The 14,528-nt window shown below is 67.9% G+C and carries 13 protein-coding genes; 11 read left to right on the top strand and 2 right to left on the bottom strand.

What is annotated here, in order from left to right:
• The first annotated feature begins 97 nt into the window (after positions 1–97).
• The 4 genes from J0I42_RS04290 to murB all read left to right on the top strand — a co-directional run bounded on the left by J0I42_RS04290 (position 98) and on the right by murB (position 4,772).
• Entirely contained in the window at positions 98–1,222 is a 1,125-nt protein-coding gene (locus J0I42_RS04290; RefSeq protein ID WP_291653110.1) for an FtsW/RodA/SpoVE family cell cycle protein, read from the top strand.
• Between the two features lie 4 nt (positions 1,223–1,226).
• Positions 1,227–2,330 carry an undecaprenyldiphospho-muramoylpentapeptide beta-N-acetylglucosaminyltransferase gene (gene murG / locus J0I42_RS04285; RefSeq protein WP_291653108.1) on the top strand — a complete coding sequence of 368 codons (1,104 nt, stop codon included), beginning with the start codon at positions 1,227–1,229 and terminating at the stop codon, positions 2,328–2,330.
• A 15-nt stretch (positions 2,331–2,345) separates the two neighbouring features.
• On the top strand, positions 2,346–3,752 hold the full coding sequence (gene murC, locus J0I42_RS04280) for a UDP-N-acetylmuramate--L-alanine ligase (RefSeq protein ID WP_291653106.1): 1,407 nt from the start codon (positions 2,346–2,348) through the stop codon (positions 3,750–3,752).
• 93 nt (positions 3,753–3,845) lie between these two features.
• Positions 3,846–4,772: a UDP-N-acetylmuramate dehydrogenase gene (murB, locus tag J0I42_RS04275; RefSeq protein ID WP_291653104.1), complete on the top strand. Its 927-nt coding sequence runs from the start codon at positions 3,846–3,848 to the stop codon at positions 4,770–4,772.
• Here the strand turns inward: murB and J0I42_RS04270 are convergent.
• A complete protein-coding gene (locus J0I42_RS04270; RefSeq protein WP_291653102.1) occupies positions 4,747–5,640 on the bottom strand; it encodes an EamA family transporter in 894 nt (297 codons plus the stop codon). The two genes, murB and J0I42_RS04270, sit on opposite strands and share 26 nt — an antisense overlap.
• Before the next feature lie 36 nt (positions 5,641–5,676).
• Positions 5,677–6,261: a nitroreductase family protein gene (locus J0I42_RS04265; protein WP_291653100.1), complete on the bottom strand. Its 585-nt coding sequence runs from the start codon at positions 6,259–6,261 to the stop codon at positions 5,677–5,679.
• Positions 6,262–6,372: 111 nt separating this feature from the next.
• Here J0I42_RS04265 and J0I42_RS04260 point away from each other — a divergent pair, with 111 nt between their 5' ends.
• The 7 genes from J0I42_RS04260 (at position 6,373) to J0I42_RS04230 (ending at position 14,508) form a co-directional block, all read left to right on the top strand.
• Positions 6,373–6,882 carry a MarR family winged helix-turn-helix transcriptional regulator gene (locus J0I42_RS04260; RefSeq protein ID WP_291653099.1) on the top strand — a complete coding sequence of 170 codons (510 nt, stop codon included), beginning with the start codon at positions 6,373–6,375 and terminating at the stop codon, positions 6,880–6,882.
• A 120-nt stretch (positions 6,883–7,002) separates the two neighbouring features.
• Entirely contained in the window at positions 7,003–7,917 is a 915-nt protein-coding gene (locus tag J0I42_RS04255) for a D-alanine--D-alanine ligase (RefSeq protein ID WP_291653097.1), read from the top strand.
• A gap of 5 nt (positions 7,918–7,922) precedes the next feature.
• A complete protein-coding gene (locus J0I42_RS04250) occupies positions 7,923–8,885 on the top strand; it encodes a cell division protein FtsQ/DivIB (protein ID WP_291653095.1) in 963 nt (320 codons plus the stop codon).
• A gap of 32 nt (positions 8,886–8,917) precedes the next feature.
• A complete protein-coding gene (gene ftsA, locus J0I42_RS04245; protein WP_291653167.1) occupies positions 8,918–10,213 on the top strand; it encodes a cell division protein FtsA in 1,296 nt (431 codons plus the stop codon).
• Positions 10,214–10,340: 127 nt separating this feature from the next.
• A complete protein-coding gene (gene ftsZ / locus J0I42_RS04240; protein WP_291653093.1) occupies positions 10,341–12,050 on the top strand; it encodes a cell division protein FtsZ in 1,710 nt (569 codons plus the stop codon).
• A 306-nt stretch (positions 12,051–12,356) separates the two neighbouring features.
• Complete coding sequence (gene lpxC / locus J0I42_RS04235) at positions 12,357–13,304, top strand: UDP-3-O-acyl-N-acetylglucosamine deacetylase (protein WP_291653091.1); 948 nt, start codon at positions 12,357–12,359, stop codon at positions 13,302–13,304.
• Between the two features lie 310 nt (positions 13,305–13,614).
• Positions 13,615–14,508 (top strand): outer membrane protein assembly factor BamD, encoded by an 894-nt coding sequence (locus tag J0I42_RS04230; protein WP_465247639.1) that lies wholly within the window; start codon positions 13,615–13,617, stop codon positions 14,506–14,508.
• Positions 14,509–14,528 lie beyond the last annotated feature (20 nt).

Genomic DNA, 14,528 nt, shown 5'->3' with positions numbered 1-14,528 from the left:
GCGCATCGGAATCAATCGGTTAACCATTCATTGACAGAGTGATTCGTCATGCAAGCGCGGCCTCGGCTGCGCGGAATTTGTCGATGGGATGCCCGTCATGGTCTCGCGCGCGGAACCTTCTCTCAGCGGCCGCTGGTGGTGGTCGATCGACCGCCTCATCCTGACCGCGCTCGTCGCCCTGATGGTGTCGGGCGTGGTGCTGCTGATGGCGGGCGGGCCGCCGGTGGCCGAGCGGCTCGGCCTCTCGACCTTCCATTTCGTCAACCGGCAGGCGGCCTATCTCGTCGGTGCGCTGGTGATCTTCCTCGGGGTGTCGCTGATGACGCCGCGCCAGGTCCGCCGTGCCGCGCTGCTGATCTATCTCGGTTCGCTCGCCATGGTGGTGGCGACGCTCTATTTCGGCGTCGAGGTGAAGGGCGCCAAGCGCTGGCTGACGCTCGGCCCGCTGGGTTCGGTGCAGCCTTCCGAGTTCCTGAAGCCCGCCTTCGTCGTCATGGCGGCCTGGGCCTTCGCCGAGGGCACGCGCCGGCCGGACCTGCCGGGCACGATCCTGGCACTGCTGCTGCTGCCGGTCACCATCGTGCCGCTCGTCCTGCAGCCCGATTTCGGCCAGACCATGCTGGTCAGCCTCGTCTGGTGCGGGCTGTTCTTCGTCGCTGGCCTGCACTGGTTCTGGGTGATCGGGCTCGGCGGCATCGGCGCCGTCGGCATCGTCGTCGCCTATGAACTGGTGCCGCATGTCCGCGCCCGCATCGAGCGCTTCATGGACAAGGGCTCGGGTGATTCCTTCCAGGTCGATACGGCGCTGGAGAGCTTCGCGCAGGGGGGGTGGCTCGGCAAAGGCCCGGGCGAGGGCACCGTGAAGCGCATCCTGCCGGACGCCCATACCGATTTCATCTTCGCGGTCACGGCCGAGGAGTTCGGCATCGTGGTCTGCATGCTGCTGGTCGCGCTCTTCGCGATCATCGTCATCCGGGCGCTGTTCGTCGCGCAGAAGGCGGAGGACCCGTTCATCCGCCTCGCCGTCACCGGGCTGGCCCTGCTCTTCGGCATCCAGGCCGCGATCAACATGATGGTCAACCTGCACATGATGCCGGCCAAGGGCATGACGCTGCCCTTCATCTCCTATGGCGGCTCGTCGCTGCTCTCGCTCGCGGTCGGCACGGGATTCCTGCTGGCATTGACCCGGCGGCGGCCGCGCGCCGTCGATTTCGGACGCTGATGCCATGGCTACGGGCAAGCTCGTCATGCTGGCTGCCGGGGGCACCGGCGGCCATCTCTTCCCGGCAGAGGCGCTGAGCCACGCGCTGCATGCCAAGGGCATGCGCGTCGTGCTGATGACCGACACGCGCGCCGCCGAATTCGCCGGCAATTTCCCGGCTGAGGCCGTGCATGCCGTGCCGGCGGCGACGCCGTCCGGCCGCTCGCCGTTGCAGAAGGCCAAGGCGCTCTTCGCCATTGCCAAGGGCACTTTCGCGGCCCGGCGGATCATCGGGCAGGTGAAACCCGCCGTCGTCGTCGGCTTCGGCGGCTATCCGACCGTGCCGCCGGTGCTCGGCGCCTCGTTTGCGGGGGTGCGCACGCTCATCCACGAACAGAACGCCGTGATCGGCCGTGCCAACCGCTTCCTGGCCGGCCGCGCCGATGTGATCGCGACCGGCTTCGCCAAGGTCGGCGGCCTCAGCGAGGCACAGCAGGCCAAGTGCCGCCATGTCGGCAACCCCGTGCGCCCGGCCGTGATCGAGGCCGCCGGCCATGATTATGGCTGGCCGGGCGAGGGCAAGATCCGACTGCTCGTCTTCGGCGGCAGCCAGGGTGCGCGCATCATGGCCGATATCGTGCCTCCGGCGATCCAGCTGCTGACGGATGCCGAGAGGGCGCGTCTCACCATCGTGCAGCAGGCGCGGCCCGAGGATGACGAGCGGGTGCGCGGCATCTACGAGAAGCTCGGGGTCAAGGCGACGATCGCGCCGTTCTTCAAGGATCTGCCGGCGCAGATGGCTGCGGCGCATCTCGTCATCGCGCGCTCCGGCGCCTCGACCGTGGCGGAGCTTACCGTGATCGGCCGGCCGGCCCTCCTGGTGCCGCTGCCGGGCTCGCTCGACCAGGATCAGGCGGCCAACGCCGCCTTCCTCGAAAGCGCAGGCGGGGCGACCCGCATCCTCCAGCCGGACTTCACGCCGCGCCATCTTGCCGCCGAATTGTCCAAGCTGATCGCGCAGCCCGCTCACTTGACGACGATGGCGGCAAACGCGAAGAGCGCCGGCATCCCCGACGCCGCCGACCGCCTGGCCGATCTCGTGATCGCGACGGCTCAATCTTCGAACTGACAGGATTCCAGGACCATGAAGCTGCCGCCGAAGCTCGGCTCCATCCATTTCGTCGGCATCGGCGGCATCGGCATGTCCGGGATCGCCGAGGTGCTGCACAATCTCGGCTACAAGGTGCAGGGCTCGGACGCCTCCGACGGCGCCAACGTCAAGCGCCTCGCCGACAAGGGCATCACCACCTTCGTCGGCCACAAGGCGGAGAATCTCGGCGAGGCCGAGGTCGTCGTGGTCTCGACCGCGATCAAGCGCGACAATCCGGAGTTGCTCGCCGCGCGCGAGAAGCGCCTGCCGGTGGTGCGCCGCGCCGAGATGCTGGCCGAGCTGATGCGCCTGAAGAGCTGTGTCGCCATCGCCGGCACCCATGGCAAGACGACCACGACCTCGCTGGTCGCGACGCTGCTGGAGAAGGGCGGGCTCGACCCGACCGTGATCAACGGCGGCATCATCAACGCCTACGGCACCAATGCCCGCATGGGCGAGAGCGACTGGATGGTGGTCGAGGCCGACGAGTCGGACGGCACCTTCCTGAAGCTCCCGGCCGATGTCGCGATCGTCACCAATATCGATCCCGAGCATCTCGACCATTTCGGCACCTTCGACGCGATCAAGGCGGCGTTCCGCTCCTTCGTCGAGAACCTGCCGTTCTACGGCTTCGCTGTGATGTGCATCGACCATCCGACCGTGCAGGGGCTCGTCGGCCAGATCACCGACCGCCGCGTCGTCACCTATGGCGAGAACCCGCAGGCCGATTTCCGCCTGATCGACATCGACCTCTCGGGCGGGCAGGCCAGGTTCACGCTGCTGATCCGCGACCGCAAGACCGGCCGCGACGAGGTGATCCGCGACCTCGTGATGCCGATGCCCGGCCATCACAACGCGCTGAACGCCACGGCTGCGATCGCGGTCGCCTATGATCTCGGCATCCCCGTGCCGCGCATCCGCGAGGCGCTGGCCGGTTTCGGCGGCGTGAAACGCCGCTTCACCAAGACCGGCGAGTGGAATGGCGCGCTGATCTTCGACGATTACGGCCACCATCCGGTCGAGATCGCCGCGGTGCTCAAGGCCGCCCGCGCCTCGACCAAGAACAAGGTGATCGCGATCGTCCAGCCGCATCGCTACACGCGCCTGTCGAGCCTGTTCGACGATTTCGCCGCCTGCTTCAACGATGCCGACACGGTGATCGTGGCCGATACCTATGCGGCCGGCGAGGCGCCGATCGCCGGCGCCGACCGCGATTCGCTGGTCGCCGGCATCAGGGCGCGGGGCCACCGCCATGCACTGCCGCTGGAAGCTTCCGACAAGCTCGCCGGCATGGTGGCGGAGCTGGCGGGGCCTGGCGACTATGTCGTCTGTTTGGGCGCCGGCAACATCACGCAATGGGCCTACGCGCTGCCGGGGGAACTGGCGGCGCTGAAGGGGTAAGCCGGACACGCCGCAATTGCGCCGTCATGCTCGGGCCTGAGCCGAGCATGACGGGCAGTTTCGTCCCGGACCATCATGCTCTAAAGCGACGCCATGCCCTTCGCAGACCTCTCTTCCGATATCCGCGCCTCGGCTCCCGACCTGCGGGGCCGGCTTCTTGCCAATCAGGAGCTTTCGGGCCTGACCTGGTTCCGTGTCGGCGGCCCGGCGCAGATCCTGTTCACGCCGGCTGATGACGACGACCTCGCCTATCTGCTGTCGAAGCTGCCGGAGGACGTTCCGGTCACGGTGATCGGCCTCGGCTCCAATCTGATCGTGCGCGATGGCGGCATTCCCGGCGTCGTGGTCAGACTCGGCGGCAAGGCTTTCGGCGAGATCGCGCTGGAGAGCGGCGACCGGCTGCGTGCCGGCACGGCCGTGCCGGACGTCAAGGTCGCTCGCGCCGCGGCCGATGCCTCGCTCGACGGGCTGGCCTTCTATCGCGGCATCCCCGGCTCGATCGGCGGGGCGCTACGCATGAATGCCGGCGCCCATGGCGGCGAGACGACCGACGTGCTGGTCTCGGCGCGCGGCGTCACCCGCAAGGGCGAGATCGTGACGCTCTCCCATGCCGAAATGGGCTTCACCTATCGCAACAGCGCGGAATCGACCCGCGGCATCATCTTCACCTCCGCCCTGTTCCAGGGCCGGCCGGGCGATCAGGCGGAAATCCTCGCCGAGATGGACCGCGTGACCTCCGCCCGCGAGGCGGCGCAACCGATCAAGGAGCGCACCGGCGGCTCGACCTTCAAGAATCCCGAAGGCGGCAAGGCCTGGAAGCTGATCGACGCCGCCGGCTGCCGTGGCCTGCGCGTCGGCGGGGCGCAGGTCTCGGAGATGCACTGCAACTTCCTGATCAACACCGGCGGCGCGACGGCCGCCGATATCGAGGGGCTCGGCGAGGAGGTTCGCCGCCGGGTCAAGGAGAGTTCCGGCTTCGAGCTCCAGTGGGAGATCAAGCGGCTCGGGGTTGCGGCGTAGCCGTCACTGCCGAGGCGCGGCGGCGCGAGAGGACCATCCCGACGATCGTCGAGCCGAGCACGATCGCGATGCCCAGGAACTGGAGCGGGCTCAGCCATTCGCCCAGCAGCAGCGCTCCCAGAAGCGTCGCCATGGTCGGGCTGAGCAGCCCGAGGAAGGCGACGCCGGCGCCCAGCGTGGTGATGCCCCTGATCCAGAGCCAATAGCTCAGGGCCGTGCCGACCAGCACGAGATAGGTCAGGCCGATCCCGTTCAGGGCGCTCGGCAGCGGCGGCGGGCCTTCGACGATCAGCGCGACCGGCAACAGGATCAGGCCGCCGAGCGTGAGCTGCCAGGCCGCGATCGCGAGCGGCGAACCCATCTTGCCCCAGCGCTCGATCAATACGGTGCCGGTCGCCATCGAGGCGGCGCTCAGGAGGCCGGCGACGATGCCGAGCGCATCGGGCTTGGCATGCGGATCGAGCACCAGGAGGGCGACGCCGACGAGGCCGGCGAGCGCTGCCAGAATCTGCCCGCGCCCCGGACGCCGGCGGAGCAGGGGCCAGGCGAGCAGGCCGACGATCAGGGGCTGGGTCGAGCCGACGGTGGCGGCAAGTCCGCCGGGCAGGCGCGCCGCGCTGACGAAGAGCAAGGCGAAGAAGATGCCGATATTGGCGAGGCCGAGTGCCGCCAGCGGCAGCAGCTTGTCGCGCGGCGGCAGGCCGGGGCCGAGCGCCATCAGCAGCAATCCGGCGGGCAGGGCCCGCAGCGCGCCGACGAGCAGCGGATGATCGACCGGCAGCGTCTGGGTGAAGATGATGTAGGTCGTGCCCCAGATGCAGGGCACGAGGACCGTCGTCAGCAGGACTCTGTTGAGGCTTAGCGACATGGCGGGCTCCCAAGCGGGATGATGGTCACGGGGCTGTCAGGCGGGGAAAGGGCCGGCAAAGGCGGTTTCCGCGAGGGGACGGCGCAGACTCGGCTGTTCGCGCTCGCGGAGACCCGGAGGCAGGAGGTCGGGCGGGCCGCGGCGGCCGATCGCGACGGCGATCTCGATGCGGAAGCGGCCGGGCACGGCGAGGTTGCGGCGCGCGACATCGTATTCGAGCCCCGCCATGGCGTGGGCGTGATAGCCGAGCCGTGTGGCTTGAAGGGCGAGCAGCGACCAGGCCGCGCCCGTGTCGAAGCTGCGCAGCGCCGGAGATCGCGCCTGCGCATCGGCCGCAGCGGCGCCGGCATCCGACAACACGAAGACGAGCGCCGCCGCGTTCTGCGCCCAGCCGCGGTTGAAATCGTCGAGCGAGGCCAGGAATTCCGGCCAGTGCGCGTCGCCGCGCAGGGCGTAGAGGAACCGCCAGGGCTGCTCGTTAAAGGCGGAAGGCGCCCAGCGTGCGGCCTCGAGCATTGTCAGCAGGGCGTGCTGATCGATCTCTTCGGGCTGGAAGGCGCGGGGCGACCAGCGGTCGAGAAAGACCGGATCGATCGGGAAATTGGCGATCCTCTGTTCCATGACAGGATGTCCGCGCAGCTTGCCCTCAAGGGGGCGGGTGATATTGTGATTCGAAGTCAGATATTTTGATATCAAATTATTTGATGTCGTGTAATTAGGCGGGGCATTAAAATGAGTCAAGAGCGCCGGGACGTGCAGGGCGGCTCGATGGATTCCATCCTGGCGCAATGGCGGCGGGAGCGGCCCGATCTCGATACGAGCGTCATGGGCGTCTGCGGCGATCTCTGGCGTGCGGCCGATCGCGTCCGTGACGGGGTCTCCGCCAACCTCGCCGGAGACACTCTTGATCTAGCCGGGTTCGACGTGCTGCTGACGCTCAGGCGGCAGGGCAGGGGGCGGGCGCTGTCGCCCTCCGAACTGGCCGAGGACATGATGATCTCGACCTCGGCGATGACCAACCGGCTCGACAGGTTGCAGAAGCGCGGGCTGATCGAGCGGCAGGCCGACCCTTCCGATCGCCGGGCGCTGAGGATCGTGCTGACCGAGACCGGCTTCGCGCTGGCGGACCGAATCGTCGTCAGCCATGTCGCGACCGAGGAGCGGCTGGTCAGTGCGCTCTCGGGAGAGGAGCGGGCGCAACTCAGGCGCCTCCTCGCCAAGATCGGCGAGGCCCGGCCGTAGCGGAGTTCACGCGGGTTCAGAGGCGGCGCCGACGCCCCCTCTGAACGCCATGCCCGTCATGGTTAACTCCCCGTTAACCAAGTTTAACGAGGTTGGACGCATCGCAGGAGCGAAGCGTCGATGACCAGACATGTTGCAGTGCTGATGGGCGGATGGTCCGTCGAGCGTGAGGTCAGCCTCAACAGCGGCGCGGCCTGCGCGCGGGCGCTGGAGGGCGTCGGCTACCGCGTCACCCGCGTCGACGTGCAACGCGACATCGCCGAGGTGCTGGCGAAGCTGAAGCCCGATGTCGCCTTCAACGCCCTGCATGGCCGCTTCGGCGAGGACGGCACGATTCAGGGCGTGCTGGAGATCCTGCGCATTCCCTACAGCCATTCCGGCGTGCTCGCCTCGGCGCTGGCAATCCGCAAGGACCGGGCGAAGACGGTGGTGAAGGCGGCTGGCGTGCCGGTCGCCCACGGCGTCAACGTCTCGCGATTCGCGGCCGCCAAGAAGCATGTCCTGCCGCCGCCTTATGTGCTGAAGCCGATCGACGAGGGCTCCTCCGTCGGCGTCGTGATCGTGAAGAAGGACAGGGAGCATCCGCCGCAGGAAATCGCCCGGCCGGACTGGCCTTGCGGCGAGATGCTGCTGGCCGAAACCTTCATCGCCGGACGCGAACTGACCTGCGCCGTGATGGGCGACCGCAGCCTCGGTGTGACCGAAATACAAGCCGCAACCGGCGAGTTTTACGACTACGACGCGAAGTACGCGAAAGGCGGCTCGATCCACATCTGTCCGGCTCAAATTTTACCGAAAATTTACCAGCAGATCGAAGAGTGTGCGTTAACGGCGCATCAAGCAATCGGATGCCGGGGCGTCAGCCGATCTGACTTCCGTTACCACGACGAGAGCGACACGCTCGTCTGGCTGGAGGTCAATACGCAGCCCGGTATGACCGAAACCAGCCTGGTGCCCGAGTTGGCTGCCCATGCGGGCCTGGATTTCGGTGAGCTCGTCAAATGGATGGTGGAGGACGCCTCCCTCGATCGGTGAAAGCGATGTCGGCGAAAACCGTTGCCATGCCCCGTTTCGCGCCTGCCCGGCCACTCTCCCGGCTCCCGGTCGCACATGCCGCCCCCCAGTTGCTGGTGGGCGAGCAGCGCCAGAGCCGCTGGATGCGCCGCTCGCGCCGCAGCGCCATCGCGGTGCCGCTGGCACAGCGCCTGCCGCAGGGCCTCGGCACCTGGCTGGCGCTCGGCTTCCTCACGCTCAGCCTCGGCAGCGGTTTCGTGCTCGGCGGCCACTGGCAGACCATGCAGGACAACTACGGTGAGCCGCGCCACATGTTCGCGCGGGCGCTCGGCTTCGGCATCGACCGCATCACCATCTCCGGCCTCGCGGGGCTGTCCGAACAGGAGGTCCTGGTCGCGGCCGGCATCGATTCGAAGACCTCGCTGGTGTTCTTCGATGCCGACGAGGCCCGCAAGCAGCTCGAGGCGACGCCGCTGATTCGCGAGGCCGCCGTCCGCAAGCTCTATCCGGGCGAGGTCTCGATCGCGCTCACCGAGCGCGAGCCCTATGCGCTCTGGCAGGTGAAGGGCGAGCTCTTCGTGATCGCGGCCGACGGCACGGTGATCGACAAGATGGATGACGGTCGTTTCGCCTATCTGCCGCTGGTCGTCGGCAAGGACGCCAATAATCGTGCTGCCGAATATCTGGCTCTGCGCAGCAAGGCCGGTCCCTTCGCCCAGCATATCCGCGCCGCGACGCTCGTTTCCGGGCGCCGCTGGAACCTGAAACTCGACAACGGCATGGATGTGCGCTTGCCCGAAACCAAGCCGGAGGCCGCGGTGCAGCGCCTCGTGTCGCTGGAGAGCGATTACCGCATCCTCGAGAAGGACGTGCTCGCCATCGATCTGCGCCAGCCCGACCGGGTGACCATGCGGCTTTCGGAGGAGGCGGCCGCGGCACGCGCCGACCAGCTCAAGAGCAAGGCCAAGAAGAAGGGAGGCGAGGCGTGAACCACGTCACCTCCCAGGGCCTGACTCCCCGGATGCGTCCGCTGTCGTCGCGCAAGAGCGCGACCTTGTCGATTCTCGACATCGGCACCAGCAAGGTCGTCTGCCTGATCGCCGAGCTCAGCCCGGCCGAGACCAACGAGCGGCTGCGCGGGCGCACCCATGTCGCCCGCATCATCGGCATCGGCCACCAGCGCTCGCTCGGCCTGAAGGGCGGCGCGATCGTCGATCTCGAAAGCGCCGAGCGCGCCATCCGGGCTGCGGTCGATGCGGCCGAGCGCATGGCCAAGGTCGAGGTGCAGTCGGTCATCGTCAACCTGACCGGCGGGCGCATCGGCTCGCAGCATTATGCCGCCAGCGTCGACCTGCGCTCCGGCTCGGTCGGCGATGCCGATGTGAAGCGCGTGCTCGCGACTGCCGCGACCCACGCCCTGCGCCCCGGCAAGGCCGTGCTCCATGCCCTGCCGACCGGCTATGCGCTGGACGGCGTGCCGGGCGTGCTCGATCCGCGCGGGCTGATCGGCGGCAAGCTCTCGGTCGACATGCATGTCGTCGCCAGCGAGGCGGCGGCGGCACGCAACGTCATGCTCGCGGTCGAGCGTTGCCATCTCGAAGTCGAGGCGGTGGTCGCGACCCCCTACGCCTCCGGCCTCTCGGTCCTCGTCGACGACGAATCGGAGATGGGCGTCGTCCTCGTCGATCTCGGCGGCGGCTCGACCTCGCTCGGCGTGTTCTCGGGCGGGCATCTCGTCCATGCCGACGCGATCGCGGTCGGCGGCAATCACATCACCATGGACGTGGCGCGCGGCCTTTCGACCCGCGTCTCGGCGGCCGAGCGGTTGAAGACGCTGCACGGCTCCTGCATTTCGAGCGCCTCCGACGAGCGCGACATGATCGCGGTGCCGCAGGTCGACGACGACGAGCGCGACATGCCGAACCATCTCGCCAAGTCGCATCTGGTCAGGATCATCAAGCCGCGCGTCGAGGAGATCCTCGAACTGGTGCGCGACCGGCTGAACAATGCCGGCTTCTCGGCCCAGGCCGGGCGGCGCGTCGTCCTCACCGGCGGCGCCTGCCAGCTCACCGGCCTGCCGGAAGTGGCGCGGCGCATCCTCGGCGGCCAGGTCCGCACCGGGCGCCCGCTCGGGATCAAGGGTTTGCCGGAAGCCGGCAAGGGCCCGGCCTTCGCGGCGGCAGTCGGCCTGCTGGTCTATCCGCAGGTCGCCCATGTCGAGCATTTCGAGCCGCGCGCCATCAGCGGGCGCTCGCTGATGACCGGGACGGACGGCTATTTCTCGCGTGTCGGGCGGTGGCTGAAGGACAGTTTCTGACCCCGGCGCGAGCCAGGGTCGAGAATTGAGTGAGTAGGGTCCGTTCGAAAGGGCGGGCCACGGCGTCAAACGTAGCAATCGGGACGGCTCCCGCCAGGCGCCGGACAAGGGATCAAAAGAGGCAACCATGGCGATGAATCTGCAAGCCCCGGACATCCGGGAACTGAAGCCCCGGATCACGGTGTTCGGCGTCGGCGGCGCTGGCGGCAATGCGGTCAACAACATGATCGAGGCCGGCCTCGACGGCGTCGATTTCGTCGTCGCCAACACCGACGCACAGGCTCTCGCCCTGTCGCGCGCCTCGCGCATCGTGCAGATGGGCCTGCAGGTCACCGAGGGCCTCGGCGCCGGCTCGCAGCCGGAAGTCGGCCGCGCGGCGGCCGAAGAGGTCATCGACGAGATCCGTGACCATCTGGCGGGCGCCCACATGGTGTTCATCACCGCCGGCATGGGCGGCGGCACCGGCACCGGCGCCGCGCCCGCGATCGCCCGGGGCGCCCGCGACATGGGCATCCTGACGGTCGGCGTCGTGACCAAGCCGTTCCAGTTCGAAGGCCAGCGCCGCATGCGCATGGCGGAGGCCGGAATCGGCGAGCTGAACGAGGCGGTCGACACCCTGATCGTCATCCCGAACCAGAACCTGTTCCGCGTCGCCAACGAGACCACCGGCTTCGCCGATGCCTTCGGCATGGCCGACCAGGTGCTCTATTCGGGCGTCGCCTGCATCACCGACCTGATGGTCCGGCCCGGCCTGATCAATCTCGACTTCGCCGACGTGCGCGCCGTGATGCGCGGCATGGGCAAGGCGATGATGGGAACCGGCGAGGCGCAGGGCGAGAAGCGCGCGCTGACCGCGGCCCAGGCCGCGATCAACAACCCGCTGCTCGACGACGTCTCGATGAAGGGCGCGCGCGGCCTGCTGATCTCGATCACCGGCGGGCGCGACATGAAGCTCTATGAGGTCGACGAGGCCGCCACCCGCATCCGCGAGGAGGTCGATTCCGAGGCCAACATCATCGTCGGCGCGACCTTCGACGAATCGCTGGAAGGCACCGTGCGCGTCTCGGTCGTCGCGACCGGCATCGACAAGCCGATCTCGTCTCTGGTCGAGAACGACGACACCGAGGCCCGCATCGCCCAGGTCGCCGAGCGCCTGAAGGCCGAGGCCCGCCTGCGCAGCAACGCCGCGGTCGCCACCGCCCGCCCGGTCGCCCCGCCGGCGCCCGTGATCGAGACGGCCCGCGTCGTCCCCGCACCGATGCCGGAGCCCGCTCCGGTCGCCCAGGTCGCGCAGGATATCCGCATCGAGCCGGTGCAGCCGCGCCCGGTGATGGCCGCTCCGCCGGCGCCCGAGCCCGTCCATCATGCCGAGCCGAGCCTGCATTTCGACGAGAGCTTCATCCCGCCGATGCCGGAACGCGCGGTCGTCCGCCCGACCCGCATGCCGCGCGTCGAGGATCTGCCGGCTCCCGGCCAGGCTCAGCTCAACGCCCATCGCGGCGCCCAGGCTGCGCCGCAGCCCCCGAGCGCCGTCGAGCAGAAGCGCATGTCGCTGATGCAGCGCCTCGCCTCGGTCGGCTTCGGCGGTCGCAAGGACGAGGAGGCCGAGATGGCTCCGGCCCCGGCACCCGTCCGCCAGATGCCGCAGGCCCCGATGCCGCAGGCGGCCGCGCCGAGCGCAGCGCATGCCGAGTATATGCGCCGCCCCGTGCAGCAGCAGCCGGCCTCGCGCCCGGCGCAGGGCCAGCTCGACCCGCATGGCCGCGCCGCTCCGACTCGTTCCAGCGAGGAGGACCATCTGGAAATCCCCGCCTTCCTGCGCCGCCAGGCGAACTGACGGGATCGAGCCTTCGACGGCTCTGTAACAAGACCCGCCGCGGTTCTTCCGCGGCGGGTTTTTCGTTGTTAGAAAATGTTTATCTTTCAGCGCTTTATATGGCGCGATCCGCCTGGAAAGCGCTGTAACACAGCGAAAGAAAGCGTGATTTTGAGAGGCGGCCCCAAAAGCTTATCTTGCGGCGCATCAGAACGACAGCGCGCCGGGTCTGCTCCGGTGCCGGCCTTGGAAAGACATCGCCGGACCGTGCCACCTTCGCTCCGGCGGAGAGCAGGCTGAACCCGGTGGTCAGGATTGGATAACCGAATGACCTTCGATCGGCAGACGACCTTGCGGGCAGCCGTGACCCTGACCGGCATCGGCGTTCATTCCGGCGCCCCCGCCAGCATCTGCCTCAAGCCCTCCAGCGCCAATTCCGGCGTCGTCTTCCTGCGGACGGGCATCGAGGGCATGCCGCCCCAGCTCATCCACGCCAAGCACACCAAGGTCAGCGCCACCGAACTCTGCACCGTGATCGGCGACCGCGGCCCGGCTTCCGTCTCGACGATCGAGCATCTGATGTCGGCCTGCGCCGGCCTCGGCCTCGACAATGTGCTGGTCGAGATCGACGGGCCGGAAATGCCGATCATGGACGGCAGCGCCCGCGAATTCGTCGCCGCCATCGAGGCGACCGGCATGGCGACGCTCGCCGCGCCGCGCCGCTATCTCAAGGTTCTCCAGCCGGTCCGCATCGAGCAGGGCCGCGCCTTCGCCGAGCTCGCCCCGGCCGAGCACGGCTTCCGCCTCGACGTCGAGATCGATTTCGACAGCGTCGTGATCGGCCGCCAGCGCAAGATCTTCGACCTCGATGCGCAGGCCTATGCCAGCGAGATCTCGAAGGCCCGCACCTTCGGCTTCATGCGCGATGTCGAGCAGCTCTGGAAGGCGGGGTTCGCCCAGGGCGCCTCGCTCGAGAACACCGTCGCCGTCGGCGAAGACAAGGTGATCAATCCCGAGGGGCTGCGCTACGGCGACGAGTTCGTGCGGCACAAGGTGCTCGACGCGATCGGCGATCTCGCGCTTGCCGGCTATCCGATCATCGGCGAGTTCCGCTCCTATTGCGGCGGTCACCGGATGAACGTCCAGATCCTCCAGGCGCTGTTCGCCGACCGTGCGAATTTCGCGATCGTCGAATCTCAGCCGGTCTTCGCGGCGCCGCGCGCCGTGCAGATGGCGGCGGCTGCTCCGGCTGCCTTCGCGCCGGATCTGCACTAGGTTCCCCCAGTCAAATCCGGCGAGATGCTGCCTCGCCTTCCAATCGCCGGGTTTTTGTCCCAGATGCCGCAGCGATGCGGAATCCCGTCATAACCGGTTTTCGGCAGTGGCGCGGCGGAAGCGTCTGAGGTAAGGCATGCTTCCCGGAAGCTGGATCGCCTGCGTCCTACCAGACGCAAACTGGCGATCCGGTTCTTGGTTTCAGCATCGGATTATCCCGAAAAGTGGCTTCCACTTTTGGGTCCGATGCCTGAGGGACGATCGAAAGAGGACGGACGACGTGAGCGTGACGCGGCAAAGCCTTCCGGCAATCCATCGCGGTCTTTCGCCGCGCAGGGGCATCGCTCTTGCGCTGGGCGCCGCCTTGCTGCTCGGCGGCTGTGATACCCTGTCTTCGCTCAATCCCTTCGACAGGCCGGAGGTCTACAAGCCGGACCTGACGCCGCCGACGCCGGCCGACAAGCTGTACAACGAGGGGCTGGCCCGCCTGCAGAACGGCGACAGCGAAGGCGCTTCGAAGAAATTCGAGGATATCGACAAGACCGCGCCGTTCTCGCCCTATGCCCGTAAGGGCCTGCTGATGACGGCCTATACCAATTTCCAGGCGTCGAAATGGGAGGAGGCGATCACCGCTTCCAAGCGCTTCATCGCCCAGAACCCGGCGAGCCCCGATGCGGCCTACGCCCAGTACATCCTGGCGATGTCCTATTATAACCAGATTCCGGACGCGACCCGCGATCAGGAGCGGACCGCCCAGGCGATCCAGGCGCTGGAGCAGCTCATCGCCACCTATCCGAAGTCGGAATATGTGCTCGACGCCAAGGAGAAGCTTCTGGTGGCGCGCGACCAGCTCGCCGGCAAGGAGATGAATGTCGGGCGCTACTATCTGGAGAAGCGCAACTATACCGGCGCGGTGAACCGCTTCCGCGAAGTCATCATCAAGTACCAGACCACGCGCCATGTCGAGGAGGCGCTGATGCGCCTGACCGAGGTTTATATGGCGATGGGCATCACCAACGAGGCGCAGACGGCGGCGGCGGTGCTCGGGCACAACTTCCCGGACAGCCCGTGGTACAAGGACGCCTATGTCCTGCTGCAGAGCGGCGGCCTGGAGCCTCGCGAGGATCGCGGCTCCTATATCAGCCGCGCCTTCCAAGGCTTCTCGCGCACGGTCGGCGGCTTCCTCGGGGTCAGCCGTCTCTGACGAGAGAGGACGCCCCTCGC

This window comes from Allobosea sp. (genome assembly GCF_017308015.1).
Lineage (GTDB): Bacteria > Pseudomonadota > Alphaproteobacteria > Rhizobiales > Beijerinckiaceae > Allobosea.
Note: the sequence above shows the minus strand (reverse complement) of the source record. Positions and strands in the feature narration are given on the sequence as shown.